We start from the raw sequence: 20,687 nt of genomic DNA, 5'->3' as shown, positions 1-20,687 counted from the left end.
CGTGGGCATCTCGAGCCGGACTGATCGGCATCCGCGGTCGAAGTGCGTCCGGCGTCGATCGCGCCGTGCCGGACCGACTGCAGTTTGGGGTCGCTCAGCAGCCGAACGAGGCCAGGGGTGTCGAGAAGTGGATCACCGGTTGCGCTTCTCCGCCTCATGCAGGCGCTCGGCTTCCTCGACAGCGCCCCACTCACACGCGCGCTCGAAATGGCGGCTGATGCGCGCCTCGTGCTCCTGCTGCTCCGGACGGGGGTCCGTCGCCAGCCGTGCGTGCAACTCGACGTCGTGGCGGACGCCGTCGTAGGCGAGCTTCTGCCGTTGCAGGCCCTCGGGTGCGAACCCCGCCGCGCGGGCCACGCGGCAGGAGGCCGGATTGTCGGTGCGGTGCCCCAACTCCAGGCGGAACAGGCCCAGGTCGGTGAAGCACCAGTCGGCCAGCGCCCGGCAGCCGTGGGTCGCCACCGCCCCTGCCACGGGCGGCGGCGGTGGTCCAGTAGGAGACCCAACCGGTGCCGTGCTGCGTGTTGACGCCGCCGACCGCGACACCGCCCAGAGCCGTGTCGCCGCCGTCGGCGACGGCGAAGCCGTAGGCCACTCCACGGCGCCACTGGTCCCGCCGCCGCCGGACCCACTGCTCGGCCTCCGCCGTCGTGGTGACGGGTGCGTCGGCCTGCCGCCCCATCATCGGCTCCGCGAACGCCTTCAGCACGACGGGGACATCGGACAGCGCCCACGGACGCAGGCACAGCCCGGCCGGTAACCACAGTCGATCACGCATTCCACGGATTCTTCCGCCGGACCGGGTGGGGCGGCAATGCCGTCAGTCCCGGGAGGCGCCCTCGGGCCACAGCACTCGGACGGGGACGCCGGTGCGGCGGGCGTAGGCCACCACGTCCGCCGTGCCTCCGTAGCCGCGCGCCGGTTTCCCGTCCCAGACGGCGAGCAGCCGGTCCACCAGGCCGACGAGGATCTCGCTGCCCGCCTGGTGGGCGTGGGAGCCGGACTCGACCAGCCCGGTGCGGTGCACCTCGGCCGCGCTCCCCAGCAGGCCGTCATACGCCGGGTGGTGCCACTGGGGCAGGTCGTCGCGGTACCGCTCGGCGGGCAGGACGGCCTCGACGCGCCCGCCATGGTCGAGCACATACTCGGCGAACCATACGTCCGGCCCGTCCGCCAGGCACGACACCCCCACCAGCTCACCCGGCGGGTACTGCCGCACCTCCGCCTCCAGCATGGTCCGTACCCGCTCGGCGACAGGCTCGGGCAGTCCGCGGTGCCCGGTGATTCCCACGCGCATGGGTCTCCTCCGCAGGGTGCGGCTTCAACGCAGGTAGGTGCGCTGCCACTCGGTGATGGACATTCCTTCCGCCGCCTCGGCGAGTGCCTGCGCGGAGGGCGTCTTCAGCTTCGCCCGGGTGGTGTCCACCCACTCCCGGGCGTTGGAATAGCCCTGTTCCAGGTACTCCAGCCCCTGAATCACGCATTCCAGTTTGTCGGCGTCACGCGCGACGAGCACCTCCAGCGATTCACCGTTCTCGTACTCGTGGACCACGGCCCTGATGCCCTCTGCCACGGCGGGGTGCGCGTCCGCGACCTGGTCGGCGGTGACCTCCTCGTTCGAGGCCGCCCGGAGGTAGCGCCGACCGATCCACGGAATGTCGCCCACCCGGGTTTCCTGAGTGTCGTGGAAAGTGCACAACAGGGCGACCTTGGCAGGGTCGGCGCCCTCCATCATGGCCAGCACAGCCCCTATGACGGCCGTACGGAACGAGTGCTCGGCGATTGTCTCGGGATCCTTGACCCCGACGATCCACCAACCGCTTCGCTTGCCGCGCTTGAGGGCGCCCATCTCCATCAGATAGCCGACGGTCCCCTTGGCGCCCTGCTCGTCAGTCATGCGACATTCCTCTCAGGCAGATCACTGGCTGCTCAGCCTCAGACCGTAATGCAGTGCCTCCAGTTCACGACGGGCCTGCCGGGATACCGTGCCGCGTTCCAGGAGCGTGGCGACACGCGCGGACAGATTCGCGTGCAGGGACCGGTCGGCCGAGAGGACACCCGGTTTCGACCCGGCCAGCGCCCACACGGAGTGGACGTTCAGGTCGATCGCCCCGAGCTTCGGATCGAGGCGGTCCGCGATGCTCCGCATCAAGGCGACCGGATCCCAAGAACTTGGGGACCGCCGGGTCATGAAGGTGTCGTCGGGGCGCGGCAACGTGTCCAGCCCGAGCCAGTGGGCCCAGTAATTGAGGTTGGCCGCCTCGCCCGCGTCATCGCTCATACCACGAGCGATGAAAGCGCGCAGAGTCTCGACATCGCCGTACCGGGTCAGCGACGTGGCGGTGGAACGCACGTCCGACCATGCCGGTGTCCAGGTGAGTTGGTGCGCCTTCATCGGTTGTCGGCTTCTCATGTCCGCGAGCCACGCATGGGTGTCCGGGCTCGTGTCGTAGCTGCAAAGGTAGAGCGCCTGACGGCGGAGCAGTGTCCCCTTATCGCCGGCTCGATCGGCGATCTCGGCCGCTCTGCGAAGAGCGGTGAAGAAAGCGCGGCGCTCCGGTTCGGGGAGCAGCGGGGACGCAGGGGCAGGGCCCCTGCGCCGGGGCGTGGATGCCGGTGGCTGCGGCAGGGCGGTCGGTGTGGAGCCGTCGAGTGCCCAGATGATCATGTGTGTGGCGTTCCTGTTGAACACCCATCCGGACAACGGATGGCGAAGCCAGTCGTCGTCGGTCGCTTTGGCGGCCAGCGTGGCAGTGATCACTGAGTCGGCCTCGACAGCCAGGTCGAGCAACGGCAGAAGAACAGGGTCAGCGCCTCGGCGGAGCAGGAGTCGGCGTAGGTCAAGCAGTTGTGTGAAGGCCACTGCGGTGAGAGGACGCCGTCCCGATTCCCAACCCTGGATCGTGGTCAGGTCCGCTCCGAGTTCCTCGGCCAGCGTCCGTTGGGTGAGGGGGATCCGCTCCCTGATGATCTTCAGCATGTGTCCCGCCACGTTGCCACGGGCGGTGGGCCGCTTCGAACGCTGACCAGCGGTCAGCTTTGCTGAGAAGGCATGCGATCGGCCAGTGGCCATGAACACGCTCCGACTGTCTCGCTCGCGGACTACTCGTACTCTGCGTCAGTTTTTTCGCCCGTTTCGTCACCGTAAGTTCAACGCGACTCAAATCTCCACCGGAAGTTTCGGTCAGCTTAGTTGCTCAGAGCGACGATTCGAATACGCGGCGAGGCTGGTGCGGTTTCCGGTAGTGCTGTCAGGAGCGCCCAAGTGAACGAAGAGCACCGAGCCGGATCGCCAGCCAACGACCCACTGGCCTCAACCTCACTCCTCGCCGCCAGGCTTCCCCCTTTGCAGTGCGGGTTCGGGGACAGGCCCGGAGCCACTGGCTTCTCCCAACTCTCCGACGCTCTTGTGGAGTCGGGTGTGTGGTGCGAGGCGGTCACCGCCGCCGAGAGCGAACCGGGCGCGGAGGGGCGACGCGACGCGTACGCCGCCGCGTCACCGGAGGCGGCGATCCGCTGGCTGCGGGTCGGGGCGCGGGCGGTGGCGTCGTCGCTGGGGCCGTTGCAGGCCGGGTACGTGCTGGACCACTGGGTGCACGGGCCCGGCTCGCTCCAGGACTACGTCCGGCTGCGCCGGGGCCGCCCCTGCGCGCTGACCGTTTACCGGAACGGGCACCGGCTGACCTGGCGGGCCCACCCGGTGAGGTTCGTGCACCTGGCGGCGGTCAACGGCAGGCGGCCGTGCACCGCCGCCGCGCAGGCAGGGGAGGTGCGGTGGCCGTCAACGCACAACCCCTGAACCGACCGGACACGGTGCCGTACATCACCGCCTGGAGCGGCGAACAGCGCCTCACCCCTGCGGTGATCGCCACCGCGCGAGGCATCGCCTACCCCGACGAGACGCCCCACGACCGCGATACCGACGGCGCGCTGTGGGTGCGCCGCGCCCTGCACCCGGGCCGGGGCAGGCCGCGCTACTCCCGCGTCCATCCCCAGCGGCAGCGCCGGGCGATGGTCCGGCTGCTGTGCCAGATCTGCGGGTCTCCGGCCGCCCGCGACGAGCACGGGGTGCTGTGGCTGCTGGAGGACGACCGCGCCGACTGGGCCGGCTGGCCGGAGGGCCTGGTCACCGTCCACCCGCCCGTCTGCCTGCCCTGCGCCCCGAAGGCCGCCGGGCTCTGCCCTCACCTGCGCGGCACCGGAGCGGTGGCGGTCCGCGTCCGTGACTCCGTACTCGACGGTGTCCACGGCCGGACCTACCGCCTCCACAACGGCCGCCTCGTACCCGACCGGCAGGCCATCGTCCTGTACGAACAGCCTGAGATCCGCTGGACACTTGCCGCCCAGGCCGCCCGCACCCTCACCGGCTGCACCCTGGTCGACCTCCACACCGGGCGGCCCCTGTGAACCGGCCACGGTCCTTCCGCGAGACGCACGTATCCGAGCCGTTCTGCCACCAGGACGTACGCCGACCACCGCGAGATGTTCAGGCGGACCCCGGACTCCGCCCCCTTGTGCCCGTCTCCCGTCTTTACCAGTGCGAGGCCATCGCCTCCACCCCCGACGACGGCCGCACCTTCCCCCTCGGCATCCACACGGTCGGCTCACCCCGCCTGGCCCTGCGCTGGCTACGGCAACGGGCCCGCCACATCGGCGACCAGCTCGACCCACCAGCAGCCCGGCCCGTCCTGGCCTGGCTCCACGACGACCAGGCCCACGAACACGCCCTGGCCGTCCTCGCCTCCGGCACGCACTACACCCACACGGTCTTCGACGATGCCGTCCGCTACCTGCTCACCGCCCGACCGATCCCGAGGCCCTACCCGTGACCTTCGACCGTGTTGTCCAGACCGAGCAGTTGTACCGCTACGAGATCACCACCGCCCTGAACGCCGTGGTCCGCGCCTGCCAGGACATCGTCACCGAACACAGCCACCGCGGCTTCTGGACACCCCACACCAGCACCGAACCGACGCCGACCCACCGAGACTTGATCGAGGCGGCCCGCCGCGATGTCCTCGACCGCCTCCAGCTGGTCATCCACTGCGCCGAAACGGTCGCCTACACCATCGAGTACGACCGCCAACGCCGGGCCGACAAGCCGGCCGGGTGGTGACAACTCCCCAACGACAAGGTCGTGCGCCGGAGATTACGATCGCAACACGGAGCCCGACCAGGACATCACCGTGGCACGCGAACCCCTGCCGTCCGATCCTCCGGTCAGATACGGGCTGCGTCACATCCTCACCAACCCGCTCAGGGTATCGATCCTGATCGTCGTCGCACTGGGAGCGGTGAATGTCATGAAGGTCGTCCCGTATCCGTGGGCGGCATTCGTGCCAGGATTCACTGTGGTGCTTCTCAGTTCGTGGATGCGGCACAGCGCCCGGAAGCGGTGGTTGACGGAAACGAGGGTTTCGGGTCACCCCGGGGCGGGGGAAGGCGAGCCGTGAGCCGAGGTGCCGGGGCGGGCTACAGGCTGTCGCGTCGGGTCAGTGAGCCGTCGGGCCCCAGGGTGTAGAAGCGCGGTGGGCCCACGGCCTCCATGGCCTGCCTCAGTTCCGCTTCTCGTTCGGCGGGACCGGTTCCGCCCGCGTCCCGGACGCGGAAACCATGGAGTTCGACGGCTCCCGCGTCGATGTCGTCGCGTTCGGGACGTCCTTCCAGGACGAACCCGAACAGCGCGCGCAGTGCGTCTTCGCCGAGTTCCAGAGGGTGGAAGGGCAACGGGTACGGCTCCTCCTCCTCTTCTTCCTCCTCGTCAGGCCAGGGGATGACGTCGGCGGGACGGTTCCCGGCCCAGTAGGGCAGCTCGAAGGGGAGCGGTTCGCCGATGTTCTCGATGATCCCGTCGTCCGGTGACAGGCTCAGGGAGCGGACGAGGCGCCCGTCCTCCCACACGGCGAACGCGAACCAGTCGACCACACTGTGCATGGCGTGCAGGACGAGCCGTCGGCCGGCGCTCGCCGCAACAAGGTGCTCCGGAAGCTGCGACGGAAAGTCGACCATCACCTCCCGGTCGCAGACGATCTCCAGGCCCGGCCGGCAGGCCGCGTACACCGTCCCGTCCGGCGGGTACACGCCGTTCCGCAGGCTTGAGCCCGTGCCTTCCTCGATCTCCCGGCCCGGATACAGGCGACGCAGCAGGGCGGAGGTCCGTGCCGGATCCGCCGCTCCTGCCTGCCGCAGGAGGTCCGGCACGTCCCCGTCGGCGTATACGAGCAGCCCCGTTTTCGCTCCCAAAACCCCTCCCGAGATCGTCCCCGTTCGTCGTCGCACGGTAGCCGCCCGCACCGACATCAGGGCCGACCTCGGAAGGAGGCGGGGAATCACTCCAGCTCAGACTCCTCAAGGCGGTTGAAGCCGGCGAGGCGGGGCGAGACGGTGAAGGGGAAGGACTCGCCGCCGGGGGTCTTGAGGGCGGCGACGATGTCGTGGTCCGGTTCGCCGAACACCTCGAAGCGCTCCACGGTGCAGTGCTCCATCACCTCGCGGATGTACGGGTCCGACAGCCGCCAGTGGGTGCGGATGGCTTCGGAGTCGCGGTAGAGCTGGAAGCTGTGCGCCAGCATCCGCTCCTCGTCGATGAAGACCTCCACCATGAGTTGGGGGCCGTGCTCCTGAGCGAATGCCACCGCCTGCGCGATGGCGCTCCGGAAGCCGTCGAGGTGGCCGTCGGTGATGCGCATGGTGTTGCGGAAGAGGATGGTGCCGCTGCTCGTGGTGTCCATGCGCTTGAGTCTCGTACCTCAAGCGAGGTTGAGGTCAAGACGGAGCCGGGCAGGAGACACCGGCCACGTGAGGAGCGTCATCCGCCGGCCCGGCACGTCGCCGGCTGTCAGACTCGTTCCGTGCGGGCGATCATCGAGGACATGGCGGGCCGCCTGGCCGAGGTGCCGGGCGTGGTCGGGGTGATGCTCGGCGGCAGCCGGGCACGCGGTGAGCACCGGCCCGGATCGGACTGGGACCTCGGCGTCTACTACCGGGGCGATCTCGATCTCGCCGCACTGCGCGCGCTGGCCGGTCCCGGTGTGGAGGTGGCCGGCCCGGGCGGCTGGGGGCCCTGGGTGAACGGCGGCGCGTGGCTGCGGGTCGACGGCGTGGCGGTGGACTGGATCCTGCGGGACCTGGACCGGGTCGAGCGGGTGTGGGCGGACTGCCGCGAGGGCCGGTACGAAGTGGGCGTACAGGCGGGGCACCCGCTCGGATTCTGGTCGCCGTGCTACGCGGGCGAGGTGGCGCTCGGCCGGGTACTGGCCGACCCGTCCGGCGAGTTGGCGGACCTCCGGCGCAGGACCGCGGTCTACCCCGAGCCGCTGCGGGAGGCGCTGACCGCGGCAGCCTGGGAGGCGGAGTTCCTGGTCGGCGCCGCGGCGAAGGGCGCGGCAGGGGCGGACACGCTCTACGTCTCGCTCTGCCTGTCCCGGGCGGTCGGTGTGCTGGTGCAGGCGGTGTTCGCCGAGGACCGGCGCTGGTGCCTCAACGAGAAGGGCGCGCTGGCCGTCGCCGAGGCGCTGCCGGCCGCGCCGGCCGGCTTCGGCCCGCGAGTCCGCCGCCTGCTGGGGGCGCCCGGCGAGACCCCGGAGTCGCTGGCGGCGACGGTGGCCGCGGCGCGGGCACTGGCCGGGGAGACCGTCGCCGCGCTGCGGAACCGCACCGGGTGACAGCCCGTGCCTTGGACGCGGGGCCCGCGTGCCGCAGGCCGTCCGCCCAAGTCCCGGCGGACCGCCGCGCCGCTCAGGCGTAGAGGTCGTCCAGGCCGACGAGCAGTACGTCGCCGTCGCGCGCCGCCTCGGCGCGCAGGGCGTCGCTGAAGCCCGCGCCGCTGAAGCAGGCCAGCCGGCACCCATCGGTGTCCGCCGTGCCCCGCCCGGTGAGGATCTCCCGGGCCCGCCTGAGCCTCTCCAGGTGCCTCATGCCCATGACCGTGCCCCACTTGGCCTCGCCGAGCAGGGCCACGGACGGTCTGCCCGCTCCCGATCCCGGCTCGACGGCGGCCACGCCGATCTCGATCTGCCCGCGCGCCGCCGGGTCGGTGACGACGCCGCTGCCCACCTGCCCTGGGAAGGAGTCGAGCAGGGCCTGCCCCGGGCCGAGCACGTACTCGCGGCACACCGCCTCGAAGTGCGGTCCGGCCACCTGGGAGGCGAAGCGCTCGGCCGACCGCTCCCACACCTGTGCCGCCTGGCCGCTCTCCAGCCGAGCCCAGGAGGGGCGCATCACGGCCTCGTAGAAGGTGATCAGCGGCTCGCTGATGCGGTAGTACGACTTCCCGGCCCGGAAGACGTCCGCCTCGCGGACCAGCAGATGGCTGTCCTCCAGGACGTGGAGGGGGTGGGAGATGTCCACCGACTTGCGGCCGATGTAGCCCGCGATCGCTCCCCGGGAGGTGTTGCCCTGGGCCACCGCGGCGAGGACCGAGTGGTAGAGCGCGGTGTCGCGGATGTCCGCCTCCTCGGCCAGCAGGTACCGGGCCTCCCGGAAGAGCGGGCTGAGGGGGGAGAGGACGGTACGGCAGAGCCAGTCGTCGAACTCCTCCAGGCTGCCGGGAACGTCGTCCGCCAGGAACTGCCGCCGGTACGCGGGCGTGCCGCCGAGGAGGGCGTGGAGCCGGGCCGCGAGGGCGGGCTCGTCCGCCACACCCCAGAAGTCCGCCGCCTCCCGGTATCCGAAGGGCCTCACGACCAGCTCCAGTTGGGCCCGGCCGCGCAGGGGAGCGGTGCTCGCCAGCAGCCCGCCCATGACGGACATCGCCGAGCCGCACAGCAGCAGCCGCATCCGGCTCTCCCGCACCTGGAAGCGGTCGATCTCCCGCTGGATCAGGGAGGGGAGCTCCGGAGCCGTCTTCACCAGGTAGGGGAACTCGTCGATCACCACGAGCACCGGTCCCTCGCCGCGCTCGGGCAGGGCCAGCCCGAACAGGTAGGAGATCGCGTCGTCCCAGGTGGCGAAGGAGAACGGGGCCGGGGAGCCGGTGTACTCGGCGATGGCGGAGCCGAACTGGCGCAGCGACTCCGCGGCGGTCGCGGTCGTGGCACCGAAGTAGAAACCGCCCCGCTGCTCCACGAGAGCGCGCAGCAGATAGGTCTTGCCCATGCGCCGCCGGCCGCTGACGACTCCGAGCATGGCGTGCGGCAGCGGCCGGGCCGCGAAGGCCGCGAGGCCGGCCCATTCGGCGCCCCTCCCGAAGACGTGGGACGGTTTCGCGGGGAGATTCGGGCGCGGCATCTTGCTCCAGGTGTTAGGACTGCACTCCTAAGGAGTGTAGTCCTAACACCTTCGCGCGCCCCGTGGGCGCGGGGCCTCAGGGCTGAGCAGGCGCGAAGCGCTTCAGCTCGCGGCGGGCCAGCGAGCGCTGGTGGACCTCGTCCGGGCCGTCGGCGAGCTGGAGGGTGCGGGCGCCCGCCCACAGCTCGGCCAGCGGGAAGTCCTGGCTGACGCCGCCCGCGCCGTGCAGCTGCACCGCGCGGTCCAGGATGCCCACCACCGTGCGCGGCACCGCGATCTTGATGGCCTGGATCTCGGTGTGCGCGCCCCGGTTGCCGACGGTGTCCATCAGCCAGGCCGTCTTGAGCACCAGCAGCCGGAGCTGCTCCACCGACACCCGCGCGTCGGCGATCCACTGCTGGACGACACCCTGCGCGGCCAGCGGCCTGCCGAAGGCGGTACGGGTGCCGGCCCGGCGGCACATCAGCTCGATCGCCCGCTCGGCCATGCCGATCAGCCGCATGCAGTGGTGGATGCGGCCCGGGCCCAGGCGGGCCTGGGCGATGGCGAAGCCGCCGCCCTCCTCACCGATCAGGTTGGCCACGGGCACGCGCACGTCGTGGAAGAAGACCTCGGCGTGGCCGCCGTGCCAGTGGTCCTCGTAGCCGTAGACCGTCATCGCGCGGCGCACCTCGACGCCCGGGGTGTCGCGCGGCACCAGCACCATCGACTGCTGGCGGCGGATGTCGTCGCCGTCCGGGTCGGTCTTGCCCATCACGATGAAGACCGCGCAGTCGGGGTTCATCGCCCCGGAGATGTACCACTTGCGGCCGGTGATGACGTACTCGTCGCCCTCGCGCCGGATGCGCGTCTCGATGTTGGTGGCGTCCGAGGAGGCGACCTCCGGCTCGGTCATGGCGAAGGCCGAGCGGATCTCGCCGGCCAGCAGCGGCTTCAGCCACCGCTCGCGCTGCTCGGCGTTGCCGAACTGGGCCAGCACCTCCATGTTGCCGGTGTCCGGCGCGGCGCAGTTGGTGGCGGTCGGGGCGAGCTGCGGGCTGCGACCGGTGATCTCGGCCAGCGGCGCGTACTGGAGGTTGGTCAGCCCGGCCCCGTGCTCGGCGTCCGGCAGGAAGAGGTTCCACAGGCCCCGCTCGCGGGCCGCGGCCTTCAGCTCGGCCACCACCGGTGGGGTGCGCCACGGCGAGTCCAGTGCCGCGCGCTGCTCGTCGGCCACCGCCTCCGCCGGGTGGACGTGCTCGTCCATGAAGGCCAGCAGCTTCTCGCGGAGCTCCTCGGTGCGTGCGTCGAATCCGAAGTCCATGGCTGATCAGCCCTCCTGAAGGGTGGTGAGGCCGTCCGAGACGAAGAGGGGGACGAGTGCGCCGATGCGGTCGAAGCCCGCGCCGACGGTCTGCCCGAGGGTGTAGCGGTAGTGGATGCCCTCCAGGATCACGGCGAGCTTGAAGTAGGCGAACGCCGTGTACCAGGCGATGTCCGACACGTCGCGGCCCGAGCCGGCCGCGTACCGCTCGATCAGCTCCCGCGCGTCCGGGTGGCCGGGCGCCTCGCGGGTGGTGGCGATGGGGGTGCCGGGGACGGGCCGCTGACTGCTGTACATCACCAGCAGGCCCAGATCGGTCAGCGGGTCGCCGAGGGTGGACATCTCCCAGTCGAGGATGGCGGCGATCTCGTCGTCCGCGCCGACGAGCACGTTGTCCAGCCGGTAGTCGCCGTGGACGATCGCGGGGGCGGGGGATACGGGCAGCCGACTGCCGAGCAAGGCGTGCAACTCGTCGATGCCGGGCAGCTCGCGGCTGCGGGAGGCGTCCAACTGCTTACCCCAGCGCCGCAGTTGCCGCTCCAGGAAGCCTTCCGGCCGTCCGAAGTCGCCCAGGCCCGCGGAGGCCGGGTCGACCGAGTGCAGCTTCACCAGGGCGTCGGCCAGGCCGAGGACCAGCGCGCGGGTGCGTTCGGGGCCGAGCGGGGCGAGCTGCCCGGCGGTGCGGTACGGCGTGCCCTCCACGTACTCCATCACGTAGAAGGGCGCGCCGAGTACGGAGTCGTCCTCGCACAGCAGCACCGCGCCGGGCACGGGCACGCCGGTGGGGCCCAGGGCGCTGATCACCCGGTGCTCGCGCGCCATGTCGTGGGCGGTGGCCAGGACGTGGCCCAGCGGCGGGCGCCGCACCACCCAGCGCGAGGCCCCGTCGGTCACCCGGTAGGTCAGGTTCGAGCGGCCGCCCTCGATCAGCTCCGCGCTCAGGGGCCCCCGGACGAGCCCCGGGCGCTCGCCGTCCAGGTACGCGCGCAGCCGCGCGGGATCGAGGCCCGGTGGGTGGTGCTCGGTCATCGGAAGGCTCCTCGGCGGGAAGAGGGTGGTCGTACGTACCGAGCCATGATGCCGACCAGTCGGTATGGAGTCCAGAGAGGGGTGGCGAAAAGGGCGCCCCGGCGCCGCGCGCGAGGCGGCGCCGGGGGCGGTACGGGCGGTACGGGGACCGGGTCAGCGGGGGACGGCGGCGACGGCCAGCTCCGTGACCTCCTGCGGCGTCCCGTCGATGGGGACGGCCGCGCCCGCCTCGTCCGCGTCCAGCGCCTCCAGCGTCTCGAACTGGGACCGCAGCAGCGCGGACGGCATGAAGTGACCGGTGCGGCCCGACAGCCGCTCGCCGATCAGCTCGGGCGAGCCGTCGAGGTGGAGGAAGAACACCTCCGGCGCGGCCCGGCGCAGCCGGTCGCGGTAGGCGCGCTTGAGGGCGGAGCAGGTGACCACGCCGCCCTCCCCGTCCTGGGCCTTGAGCCAGGCGGCTATCGCGTCCAGCCAGGGGACCCGGTCCTCGTCCGTCAGCGGGACGCCCGAGGCCATCTTCGCCACGTTCTCCGGGGGGTGGAAGTCGTCGGCCTCCGCGTACGGCACCCCCAGCCGCTCCGCCAGGGCCGTGCCCACCGTCGTCTTCCCTGACCCGGACACACCCATCACCACGACGAGCGGACTCACCACAGCCACACCACCATTCCCGAGATCGGCACGGCCAGCGTACAGACGGCCGCCGCGTACGCCGTGCGCGTACCCAGCGGGCCCGGCCGGGGCACATCCAGGGCGCCGATGCGGCGGTGGGCCAGAGCCAGGAACACCAGCCACACCAGGGCCCCCAGCGCGGCCAGGGCGTACTGCCGCGGCGGCCCGCCGTCGTGCACCGTCCCGCGGGCCAGCAGCGCCACCACGGCCGCGAAGGCCAGGGTGGTGCGCCGCCAGGCCATCCGGGTGCGCTCCGGCTGCGCGGCCGGGTCGCGTACGGTCCCCTCGTCACCGCGCACCCCGCCCCCGGCCGCCCCGCCCCCGCGCGGCCGGCGGTCCGCTCTCACCGGCCCAGCTCCCCGAGCACCACCCCGGCGACCACCGCCAGCGCGGTCACCGCCGTGCCCAGTGCCAGCAGCACGGGGAAGCGGGACAGCGGCAGGTCCTCCCCGCGCCGCATGGCCCGCTCGGTGCGCAGCCAGTGGTTGACCGCCCGCACCGCGCACAGTGCGCCGCCCGCCAGCAGCACCACGGCGATCGCCGTCCGCGGCGCGGCGCGCATCCCCGTCAGGAACTGGTCCGCCGCCAGGCCACCCGCCACCAGCGCCAGCGCGGTGCGGACCCACGCCAGGAAGGTCCGCTCGTTGGCCAGCGAGAAGCGGTAGTCGGGGGTGGTGCCCTCGGCCCGCATCCGCTCCGGCGCCAGCCACAGCCGCAGCGAGTCCCGGAGCCCGTACCAGAGCCGTTCGATCATGCTCCCGACACTACGCGGGACCCCCGCCCCGCTCCCGGTGCCACTCCTTCAGCCGCCGGTGGCACTCCAGCCCGTCGGGCACCACGTCCCACTCCTCCAGCCGCCGCTCCACCTCGTCCTCCGGCAGGAAGTCCCACCAGGCGACCTCCTCGGGCTGAGGGCGCACCTCCAGCTCGCACCGCACCTCGTAGACGGCCAGGAACCAGGTGTGCTCCGGCGACTCGTACAGGAAGGTCAGCCGGTGCTCCGGGTGCGGCAGCCCGCTCACCCCGAGCTCCTCCTCGGCCTCGCGCAGCGCCGCCTCGTCGTAGCTCTCGCCCGCGCCGACCACGCCCCCGACCACCACGTCGTACATCGAGGGGAAGACCAGCTTCCCCGGGGTGCGGCGGTGCACGAAGATCCGGCCCTCGGCGTCCCGCACCTGCACCGACACGCTCCGGTGCCGCATCCGCCGGGCGGTGGCCGTACCGCGCCTGGCCCGGCCGATCACGCGGTCGTACTCGTCCACGATGTCCAGCAGTTCGTCCGCGGACCTGCCCGCCGTCTCCTTACTCGTCATCCGATCATCAAAGCAGCCCGCAGGGGTGTCGCGGGACCGGGCGCGGGGTTACTCTCCGGTCACCAGCGGGACGGACCGAGGAACGGATGGGCCGATGGCGTACGACGCCGATGTGATCGTGATCGGGGCGGGCCTGGCCGGGCTCGCGGCCACCGCCGAACTGGCCGACGCCGGGCGGAAGGTGATCCTGCTCGACCAGGAGCCTTCAGGCTCCCTGGGCGGCCAGGCGCACTGGTCCTTCGGCGGGCTGTTCCTCGTCGACTCCCCCGAGCAGCGCCGCATGCGCGTGCGCGACAGCCGCGAACTGGCCTGGCAGGACTGGCTCGGCACGGCCGGCTTCGACCGCGAGGAGGACGCCTGGCCGCGCCGCTGGGCCGAGGCGTACGTCGACTTCGCCGCCGGGGAGAAACGCGCCTGGCTGCGCGCCCAGGGCGTACGGCTGTTCCCCGTCGTCGGCTGGGCCGAGCGGGGAGGCTACGACGCAGGCGGCCACGGCAACTCGGTGCCGCGCTTCCACATCACCTGGGGCACGGGGCCGGGCCTGGTCGAACCCTTCGAGCGGCGGGTGCGCCAGGGCGCCGAACGGGGTCTGGTGGACCTGCGCTTCCGCCACCGCGTCACGGGGCTGGCCCGCAGCGCCGGAGCGGTGGACACCGTCACCGGCGAGGTGCTCGCCCCCAGTACCGCCGCGCGCGGCACGGCCAGCGGCCGGGAGGCGACCGGCGTCTTCGAACTGCGCGCCCAGGCCGTGATCGTCGCCTCCGGAGGCATCGGCGGCAACCACGACCTCGTCCGCGCCAACTGGCCGGAGCGCCTGGGCACCCCGCCGAAGAGGATGCTCTGCGGAGTGCCCGCCCACGTCGACGGGGCGATGCTCGGCATCGCCGAGGAGGCCGGCGGCCGGATCGTCAACCGCGACCGGATGTGGCACTACACCGAGGGCATCGAGAACTGGGACCCGATCTGGGCGCGGCACGGCATCCGCATCCTGCCCGGCCCCTCCTCCCTGTGGCTGGACGCCACCGGCAGGCGGCTGCCGGTGCCGCTCTTCCCCGGCTTCGACACGCTCGGCACCCTCGAGCACATCATGGGCACGGGGTACGAGTACACCTGGTTCGTCCTCACGCGGAAGATCATCGAGAAGGAGTTCGCGCTCTCCGGCTCCGAGCAGAACCCCGACCTCACCGGCCGCAGCGTCCGCCAGGTCCTCGGCCGCGCCCGCTCCGGGGCGCCCGGCCCGGTGCGCGCCTTCATGGACAAGGGCGCCGACTTCGTCGTCGAGCGCGACCTTTCCGCCCTGGTGCGCGGCATGAACGCGCTCACCGGCGACGACCTGATCGACGAGGCCGCCCTGCGCCGCGAGATCACCGCCCGCGACCGCGAGATCGCCAACACCTTCACCAAGGACCTCCAGATCACCGCGATCCGCGGCGCCCGCACCTACCTCGGCGACAAGCTGATCCGCGTCGCCCCGCCCCACCGCCTGCTGGACCCGCAGGCGGGCCCGCTGATCGCCGTGCGCCTGAACATCCTCACCCGCAAGACCCTCGGCGGCCTGGAGACCGACCTGTCCTCCCGCGTCCTCACCACCGGCGGCGAGGCGCTGCCCGGCCTCTACGCGGTGGGCGAGGCCGCCGGCTTCGGCGGCGGGGGCATGCACGGCTACCGCTCCCTGGAGGGCACCTTCCTGGGCGGCTGCCTCTTCTCGGGCCGCACCGCGGGCCGCGCGGCGGCGAAGGCGGTGGGCTGAGGCGGCACGGCCCGGACGGCGAAGGCCCCCGCGGATCTCCGCGGGGGCCTTCGCCTCTTCCGTGTCCGGAGGGGGACTTGAACCCCCACGCCCGATAAAGGGCACTAGCACCTCAAGCTAGCGCGTCTGCCATTCCGCCACCCGGACAGGTGCGTGCCGCCGACCGTGGTCGTGGCGACGTGTAAACCATAGCACTGGAGCGGAGCCGGGCGATCACCCAGGCTCCTGTGCCCGCGGCCCCGGAGGCGGGAGGATGGGCGCGGACCCCGCAACACGAGGAGGCAGTGTGAGCGAGCCGAACGCGACCACCACCGCGACGGATGCGGTCAGGGGCGAGGACGAGGTCGTCGACCTGTGCCGCGATCTCATCCGGATCGACACCAGCAACTACGGCGACCACTCGGGACCGGGCGAACGGGCCGCCGCCGAGTACGTGGCGGAGAAGCTCGCGGAGGTGGGACTGGAGCCGCGGATCTTCGAGTCGCACCCGGGCCGGGCGTCGACCGTCGCCCGGATCGAGGGCGAGGACCCCTCCCGGCCCGCGCTCCTCATCCACGGGCACACCGACGTCGTCCCGGCCAACGCCGAGGACTGGACCCACCACCCGTTCTCCGGCGAGATCGCCGACGGCTGCGTGTGGGGCCGCGGAGCGGTCGACATGAAGGACATGGACGCGATGACGCTGGCGGTCGTGCGCGACCGGCTGCGCAGCGGCCGCAGGCCCCCGCGCGACATCGTGCTGGCCTTCCTCGCCGACGAGGAGGCGGGCGGCACCTGGGGGGCGAAGCACCTGGTGAAACGGCACCCGGAGCTGTTCGAGGGGGTGACCGAGGCGATCGGCGAGGTCGGCGGGTTCTCCTTCACCGTCAACGAGAAGCTGCGGCTGTACCTGGTGGAGACCGCCGAGAAGGGCATGCACTGGATGCGGCTCACCGTGGACGGCACCGCCGGGCACGGCTCGATGACCAACGACGACAACGCGATCACCGAACTGTGCGAGGCGGTCGGGCGGCTGGGACGGCACAGGTTCCCGGTCCGGGTGACCAAGACGGTGCGCTCCTTCCTCGACGAGCTCTCCGACGCCCTCGGCGTGGAACTGGACCCGGAGGACATGGACGAGACCCTGGCCAAGCTCGGCGGCATCGCCAAGCTGATCGGGGCGACGCTGCGCAACACCGCCGCCCCGACGATGCTGGGCGCCGGCTACAAGGTCAACGTCATCCCCGGCCAGGCCGTCGCCCACGTCGACGGGCGCTTCCTGCCCGGCTACGAGGAGGAGTTCCTGGCCGACCTCGACCGGATCCTCGGCCCGCGCGTGAAGCGCGAGGACGTGCACGCCGACAAGGCGGTGGAGACCGGCTTCGACGGCGCCCTGGTGGACGCCATGCAGTCCGCGCTGAGGGCCGAGGACCCGATCGCGCGGGCCGTGCCGTACATGCTCTCCGGCGGCACCGACGCCAAGTCCTTCGACGACCTGGGCATCCGCTGCTTCGGGTTCGCCCCGCTGAAGCTGCCGCCGGAGCTGGACTTCGCCGGGATGTTCCACGGGGTGGACGAGCGGGTGCCGGTGGAGGGGCTGAAGTTCGGCGTGCGGGTGCTGGACCGCTTCCTCGACCAGTGCTGACCGGCCCGGTCCCGCCCCCTCGGTAATCGCCCGTGTGTGCGCATGCGACCAGGACGGGTGAATGCGTCCCCGGGCCGTAGCCCGCTTCCTCCGGTGTCGTTACAGGGAGTGCGGTCCGCGGCTGGGATCGCATTGCCAACAAGGAGGAAGAATGATCAAGAAGGTCGTCGCCGTCGCGGCTGCCACCGGTGGTCTCGTGCTCGCGGGCGCGGGTATGGCCGCCGCCGACTCCGGTGCCCAGGGCGCTGCCATCGGCTCCCCCGGCGTCGTCTCCGGCAACGTCATCCAGGCGCCGATCCACGTCCCGGTGAACGTCTGCGGCAACACGGTCAGCGTGATCGGGCTGCTGAACCCCGCCTTCGGCAACTTCTGCGTCAACAGCTGACGTCGCGCCCGGGCTCGTGAGAGCCCGGTGCACGGCGGCCCCGGAGTGCGCGCCATGCGCTCCGGGGCCGCTGTTTCGGCGGGCGGGGAGTCGAGGAGTGCTCCCCGCCCGCGATCGCAACCGTAGATCGCAAGCCACCCGCACATCAGAGGGCAAGGGGAAGTACACATGCGACAGGTCACCAGGAAGGGCCTGATCACCATCGCCGCGGCCGGCGGCGTGCTGGCCATGTCGGGCGGCCACGCCGCCCATGCGGACGCCGAGGCCCGGGGCGTGGCCGCGGGTTCGCCCGGCGTGCTGTCCGGCAACACCGTCCAGGCCCCGGTGCACGCGCCGGTGAACGCCTGCGGCAACACCGCGACCGTCGGCGGCGGCCTCAACCCGGCCTTCGGCAACAAGTGCGCCAACGTGGACGACCACGACGGCGGCCACCACCAGGGCGACCGCGACGGCGGGCACCACCGGGGCGGGCACGAGGGCGGGCACCGCGGTGGCGGCCACCAGGAGGACCACGGCGGGCAGCACCGGGAGCACGGCAAGGGGCACGGCGAGAAGCAGGACGGGAGGCACGCCAGCAACGGCGGGGCCAGGGCCGAGGGCGTGGCCGCGGGTTCGCCCGGCGTGCTGTCCGGCAACACCGTCCAGGCCCCGGTGCACGCGCCGGTGAACGTCTGCGGCAACTCCGTGAACGTGGTGGGCGCGCTCAACCCGGCCGCCGGCAACGAGTGCGCCAACGTGAGCGACCGCGCGCCGTCCCCGGAGAGGCCCGGACCCGAGGAGCCCAAGCACCCGGAGAAGCCGAAGCCGGAGGAGCCCAAGCACCCGGAGAAGCCGAAGCCGGAGGAGCCCAAGCAGCCGGAGAAGAGGGACGAGCCCCGTGCCGAGGCCCCCGAGAAGCCCGCTCCCCGGGTCATGGGCAGCGAGCTGGCCGAGACCGGCAGCAGCGGGCTGGGCACGATCGCCCCGGTCGGCGCCGGGGTGCTGCTCGGCGGAGCCCTGCTCTACCGGCGTGCCCGCGCCATGCGGGGCTGACCGGCGGCCGGGAGTCGCGGCCGGGAGCACGACGAGGAGCGGGCTCCGCCCCTGCAGGGGGCGGGGTCCGCTCCTTCCGCCTTCCGCGTCACCAGGTGGCGCGCAACTGGCGGATGATCCGCCGCCGCAGCCGCACCTGGCGGCTGCCGTCGGAGTTGAGCCTGAGGCGGTCCAGTTCCCAGTGTCCGTACTCGGCGTGTTCGGTCAGCAGACGTGTGGCGGCCTTGCGGGAGACCCCGCGCGGGACGTACACATCACGAAATTCGTATTCCGGCATCACATCTATTGTGCGTGCGGGGCCCCGGTACGGATAGCGTCTGCACTATGTCTGATGCTGCGCAGCCCGGTGCTGCCGAGGTACGAGCCGCCGCCGAAGCGTTGAAGACCGCGCTGGACCGTCACCTCGAAGCCGTCGAACGACGGTCTGCCGAGGGGGGCTCGGGCGCCGGGGCCGCCCGGGCCGAGGCCGCCGTCCACGCCGCCTTCGACGAACTCGCCGCGGCGGGCGAGGCGTACGACGAGCTGTTGTACGACGTCTACGACGAGGTCACACCCTTCGAGATCCCGGGCGGCGACAGCATGCCCGCCTACGCCGGGCCGGAGGAGCCCAGCACCATCGGCGTCCTCATCCGCCGCGACTACACGGTGGTGGAGCCGCAGCGGCTGATGGCCCAGGCGCAGCGCGTCACCGCGCTCGACCCGGACTCGGCGGACGCGGACGAGGAGGCGCTGGAGGGCCCCTTCGCCGGGAGCGGCGTGCACGCCGCGCTCAGCGTGCTGTTCGGCGAGTACGAACCCGACGAGATCGCCACCCGGCACGAGGAGTTCGGCCTGGAGGAGGGCGACTCCACGCTCTGGGTGATCGCGGGCGACGAGCCCGCCGAGCCGGGGGAGTGGCTGGGCTCGCCCTTCGAGGGAGCCGACCCCGAGCAGGTCGTCTGCCGCTTCGACGTCAGCGCCGTCTTCGACGAGGAGGACCTCTACGAGGACGAGGACGGTGACGGGGGCGGCGGACCGGTGGTGCGGGCCGCGCACTGATCCGCACCCTGCCGCCGGGCCGCGAGCCGGTGGCCCGGCGGCAGGGTGCGGAGAGGTCAGTCCCCGGCCTCCGGCGGCGGGGCCGCCGTCGCCGCCTGCGCGCGCAGCAGCGCGCGCAGGCGCGTCGTGCGCTCCGGGGCCGGGATCAGCGCCACCGCCCGCGGCAGCGCCTGGTCCACGCCGTGCACCACGGACAGATGCCGCTCGCCGCGGCCGAACGCCGTGTACACCCAGGCGCGGTCGAGGGCCGGGACCGCGTCGCCCGGAAGCACCACCACGGCCGCCGGCCAGCGCGTCCCGACGGCCTGGTGGGCGGTGATCGCCCAGCCGTGCCGCACCGTCCGCGCCACCCGCCCGCGCGGGACGGTGACGGCGCGGCCGGAGCAGTCCAGCCGCAGTCCCTCCTCGTCCCCCGACACCACCGTGCCCGGCGCGGTGTGCCCGGGGGAGGGGGAGTAGGCCACCCGGTCGCCCGGATCGAAGCCGCCGAACCGGCCGGGGCCGGGGTTGAGCCGTTCCTTGAGCGCGGCGTTGAGCACCCGGGTGCCCGCGGCGCCGCCGTGGCCGGGGGTGATCACCTGTGTCAGCCCGGCGGGCACCCCGAGCGCCCGCGGCACCGAGTCGGCGACGAGCTGCACGGTGCGGTGCACCGCCTCCCCGGCGTCGCGCACCGGGACGATCACCACCTCCCGGCCGGGCGCCTCCACCCGGTTCAGCTCGCCGATCCCGATGCCCGAGACCAGCTCGCCGACCGGCCCGGGATCCGGGGTGCGGGAGACCACCTGCGGGCAGACGCGCGCCGCGAGCAGATCGGCCAGCACCTGGCCGGCGCCCGCCGCGCCGAGCAGGTTCGGATCGCCGCTGAGGACCAGCCGCGCACCGTCCGGCAGCGCCTCCACCAGCATCGCGGCGCGTTCGGTGTCGAGCTGGGGGGCATCCAGCACGGCGAGCAGGTCAAGCGCGTACGCGCCCTCCTCGTCGCGCCCGGGGCCCTCCCTGCCTGCCAGCAACCCGTCGACGGTGACGGCCGCCGGACCCATGCCGCCGTCCGGATCGCCTTCCTGATCGTCGCCCGGGCCGTCCGCGCCGGTGCCGTCCACGTCGCCGCCCCGGGCGTCCAGCAGCTCCGCCAGCCGCCGCCTGCCGTCCTCGCTGTGCGCGGCGGCGTACGCCCGCAGTCCCAGCGCCCTGGCCGCGGCCACCAGCGCCGCGGCGGCGCCCGTACTGGCCCCGCACAGCCCGATCGGCACCCCGGCGGTGTCCGGACGGCCGCCGAGCCAGTCGACCGCGGCCACCAGACGCCGCGTCAGGAGGGG

24 protein-coding genes, 1 tRNA gene and 2 pseudogenes are annotated in these 20,687 nt (G+C 72.6%); 11 read left to right on the top strand and 16 right to left on the bottom strand.

Translation table 11 applies throughout. The features are described 5' to 3' along the window. Nucleotides 1-252 precede the first annotated feature (252 nt). The 4 genes and pseudogenes from ACLIYP_RS17750 to ACLIYP_RS17735 form a co-directional block, all read right to left on the bottom strand. A pseudogene (locus ACLIYP_RS17750) lies at nt 253-778 on the bottom strand (GNAT family N-acetyltransferase); the annotation flags it as partial. A gap of 42 nt (nt 779-820) precedes the next feature. Further along, the gene (locus ACLIYP_RS17745) at nt 821-1,297 is read right to left on the bottom strand and encodes a hypothetical protein (RefSeq protein ID WP_412714110.1); all 477 of its coding nucleotides are present in this window, start codon (nt 1,295-1,297) and stop codon (nt 821-823) included. A gap of 24 nt (nt 1,298-1,321) precedes the next feature. Further along, nucleotides 1,322-1,897 carry an HD domain-containing protein gene (locus ACLIYP_RS17740; RefSeq protein ID WP_206348209.1) on the bottom strand — a complete coding sequence of 192 codons (576 nt, stop codon included), beginning with the start codon at nt 1,895-1,897 and terminating at the stop codon, nt 1,322-1,324. 21 nt (nt 1,898-1,918) lie between these two features. Continuing rightward, nucleotides 1,919-3,079 carry a helix-turn-helix domain-containing protein gene (locus ACLIYP_RS17735; RefSeq protein ID WP_412714109.1) on the bottom strand — a complete coding sequence of 387 codons (1,161 nt, stop codon included), beginning with the start codon at nt 3,077-3,079 and terminating at the stop codon, nt 1,919-1,921. A gap of 330 nt (nt 3,080-3,409) precedes the next feature. On the opposite strand from ACLIYP_RS17735, the gene ACLIYP_RS17730 reads away from it, so the two are divergent. The 5 genes from ACLIYP_RS17730 to ACLIYP_RS17710 all read left to right on the top strand — a co-directional run bounded on the left by ACLIYP_RS17730 (nt 3,410) and on the right by ACLIYP_RS17710 (nt 5,453). Beyond that, a complete protein-coding gene (locus ACLIYP_RS17730; RefSeq protein WP_412714108.1) occupies nt 3,410-3,799 on the top strand; it encodes a hypothetical protein in 390 nt (129 codons plus the stop codon). Further along, nucleotides 3,775-4,407: a hypothetical protein gene (locus ACLIYP_RS17725; protein WP_412714107.1), complete on the top strand. Its 633-nt coding sequence runs from the start codon at nt 3,775-3,777 to the stop codon at nt 4,405-4,407. The genes ACLIYP_RS17730 and ACLIYP_RS17725 overlap by 25 nt, the downstream gene beginning before the upstream one ends. Before the next feature lie 107 nt (nt 4,408-4,514). Continuing rightward, the gene (locus tag ACLIYP_RS17720; RefSeq protein WP_412714106.1) at nt 4,515-4,829 is read left to right on the top strand and encodes a hypothetical protein; all 315 of its coding nucleotides are present in this window, start codon (nt 4,515-4,517) and stop codon (nt 4,827-4,829) included. Beyond that, nucleotides 4,826-5,116 carry a hypothetical protein gene (locus ACLIYP_RS17715; RefSeq protein ID WP_412714105.1) on the top strand — a complete coding sequence of 97 codons (291 nt, stop codon included), beginning with the start codon at nt 4,826-4,828 and terminating at the stop codon, nt 5,114-5,116. The genes ACLIYP_RS17720 and ACLIYP_RS17715 overlap by 4 nt, the downstream gene beginning before the upstream one ends. A gap of 70 nt (nt 5,117-5,186) precedes the next feature. Continuing rightward, a complete protein-coding gene (locus ACLIYP_RS17710) occupies nt 5,187-5,453 on the top strand; it encodes a hypothetical protein (protein ID WP_412714104.1) in 267 nt (88 codons plus the stop codon). 19 nt (nt 5,454-5,472) lie between these two features. Here the strand turns inward: ACLIYP_RS17710 and ACLIYP_RS17705 are convergent, their stop codons facing one another. Then, nucleotides 5,473-6,243: a DUF6928 family protein gene (locus tag ACLIYP_RS17705; RefSeq protein WP_412714103.1), complete on the bottom strand. Its 771-nt coding sequence runs from the start codon at nt 6,241-6,243 to the stop codon at nt 5,473-5,475. 86 nt (nt 6,244-6,329) lie between these two features. Continuing rightward, complete coding sequence (locus ACLIYP_RS17700; protein WP_412714102.1) at nt 6,330-6,731, bottom strand: hypothetical protein; 402 nt, start codon at nt 6,729-6,731, stop codon at nt 6,330-6,332. A gap of 141 nt (nt 6,732-6,872) precedes the next feature. Here ACLIYP_RS17700 and ACLIYP_RS17695 point away from each other — a divergent pair, with 141 nt between their 5' ends. Further along, the gene (locus tag ACLIYP_RS17695) at nt 6,873-7,664 is read left to right on the top strand and encodes a nucleotidyltransferase domain-containing protein (RefSeq protein WP_412714118.1); all 792 of its coding nucleotides are present in this window, start codon (nt 6,873-6,875) and stop codon (nt 7,662-7,664) included. A gap of 73 nt (nt 7,665-7,737) precedes the next feature. On the opposite strand, the gene ACLIYP_RS17690 is transcribed toward ACLIYP_RS17695, so the two are convergent. From ACLIYP_RS17690 to ACLIYP_RS17660, 7 genes are all read right to left on the bottom strand, one after another. Continuing rightward, nucleotides 7,738-9,228, bottom strand: a complete 1,491-nt coding sequence (locus tag ACLIYP_RS17690; protein ID WP_412714101.1) for an ATP-binding protein — start codon at nt 9,226-9,228, stop codon at nt 7,738-7,740. A gap of 76 nt (nt 9,229-9,304) precedes the next feature. Continuing rightward, complete coding sequence (locus ACLIYP_RS17685; protein ID WP_412714100.1) at nt 9,305-10,531, bottom strand: acyl-CoA dehydrogenase family protein; 1,227 nt, start codon at nt 10,529-10,531, stop codon at nt 9,305-9,307. A 6-nt stretch (nt 10,532-10,537) separates the two neighbouring features. Further along, nucleotides 10,538-11,560 (bottom strand): phosphotransferase family protein, encoded by a 1,023-nt coding sequence (locus ACLIYP_RS17680; protein WP_412714099.1) that lies wholly within the window; start codon nt 11,558-11,560, stop codon nt 10,538-10,540. Between the two features lie 153 nt (nt 11,561-11,713). Further along, nucleotides 11,714-12,187 carry a gluconokinase gene (locus ACLIYP_RS17675; protein WP_412714117.1) on the bottom strand — a complete coding sequence of 158 codons (474 nt, stop codon included), beginning with the start codon at nt 12,185-12,187 and terminating at the stop codon, nt 11,714-11,716. A gap of 17 nt (nt 12,188-12,204) precedes the next feature. Then, complete coding sequence (locus tag ACLIYP_RS17670) at nt 12,205-12,576, bottom strand: DUF202 domain-containing protein (protein ID WP_412714098.1); 372 nt, start codon at nt 12,574-12,576, stop codon at nt 12,205-12,207. Further along, complete coding sequence (locus tag ACLIYP_RS17665; RefSeq protein WP_412714097.1) at nt 12,573-12,983, bottom strand: YidH family protein; 411 nt, start codon at nt 12,981-12,983, stop codon at nt 12,573-12,575. Before ACLIYP_RS17665 ends, ACLIYP_RS17670 begins: the two co-directional genes overlap by 4 nt. Before the next feature lie 10 nt (nt 12,984-12,993). After that, complete coding sequence (locus ACLIYP_RS17660; protein WP_412714096.1) at nt 12,994-13,542, bottom strand: NUDIX domain-containing protein; 549 nt, start codon at nt 13,540-13,542, stop codon at nt 12,994-12,996. Nucleotides 13,543-13,636: 94 nt separating this feature from the next. Between ACLIYP_RS17660 and ACLIYP_RS17655 the strand changes: the two genes are divergently transcribed. Then, the gene (locus tag ACLIYP_RS17655) at nt 13,637-15,292 is read left to right on the top strand and encodes an FAD-binding dehydrogenase (protein ID WP_412714095.1); all 1,656 of its coding nucleotides are present in this window, start codon (nt 13,637-13,639) and stop codon (nt 15,290-15,292) included. A 62-nt stretch (nt 15,293-15,354) separates the two neighbouring features. Here the strand turns inward: ACLIYP_RS17655 and ACLIYP_RS17650 are convergent. Further along, a tRNA-Leu gene (locus tag ACLIYP_RS17650) sits at nt 15,355-15,439 on the bottom strand. A gap of 106 nt (nt 15,440-15,545) precedes the next feature. On the opposite strand from ACLIYP_RS17650, the gene ACLIYP_RS17645 reads away from it, so the two are divergent. From ACLIYP_RS17645 to ACLIYP_RS17635, 3 genes are all read left to right on the top strand, one after another. Next, the gene (locus ACLIYP_RS17645; protein ID WP_412714094.1) at nt 15,546-16,916 is read left to right on the top strand and encodes a M20/M25/M40 family metallo-hydrolase; all 1,371 of its coding nucleotides are present in this window, start codon (nt 15,546-15,548) and stop codon (nt 16,914-16,916) included. Between the two features lie 151 nt (nt 16,917-17,067). Further along, entirely contained in the window at nt 17,068-17,301 is a 234-nt protein-coding gene (locus ACLIYP_RS17640) for a chaplin (RefSeq protein WP_412714093.1), read from the top strand. 168 nt (nt 17,302-17,469) lie between these two features. Continuing rightward, entirely contained in the window at nt 17,470-18,333 is an 864-nt protein-coding gene (locus ACLIYP_RS17635) for a chaplin (RefSeq protein ID WP_412714092.1), read from the top strand. A gap of 88 nt (nt 18,334-18,421) precedes the next feature. Here the strand turns inward: ACLIYP_RS17635 and ACLIYP_RS17630 are convergent, their stop codons facing one another. Continuing rightward, on the bottom strand, nt 18,422-18,610 hold the full coding sequence (locus ACLIYP_RS17630) for a DUF5703 family protein (RefSeq protein ID WP_093662929.1): 189 nt from the start codon (nt 18,608-18,610) through the stop codon (nt 18,422-18,424). 47 nt (nt 18,611-18,657) lie between these two features. Here ACLIYP_RS17630 and ACLIYP_RS17625 point away from each other — a divergent pair, with 47 nt between their 5' ends. Further along, nucleotides 18,658-19,371, top strand: a complete 714-nt coding sequence (locus ACLIYP_RS17625) for a hypothetical protein (RefSeq protein WP_412714091.1) — start codon at nt 18,658-18,660, stop codon at nt 19,369-19,371. 56 nt (nt 19,372-19,427) lie between these two features. Here ACLIYP_RS17625 and ACLIYP_RS17620 read toward each other — a convergent pair. Next, nucleotides 19,428-20,687: pseudogene (locus ACLIYP_RS17620) on the bottom strand (hypothetical protein); the annotation flags it as partial.

It is taken from the genome of Streptomyces nanhaiensis (assembly GCF_046614825.1).
GTDB classification, from domain to species: Bacteria; Actinomycetota; Actinomycetes; order Streptomycetales; family Streptomycetaceae; genus Streptomyces; species Streptomyces radiopugnans.
Note: the sequence above shows the minus strand (reverse complement) of the source record. Positions and strands in the feature narration are given on the sequence as shown.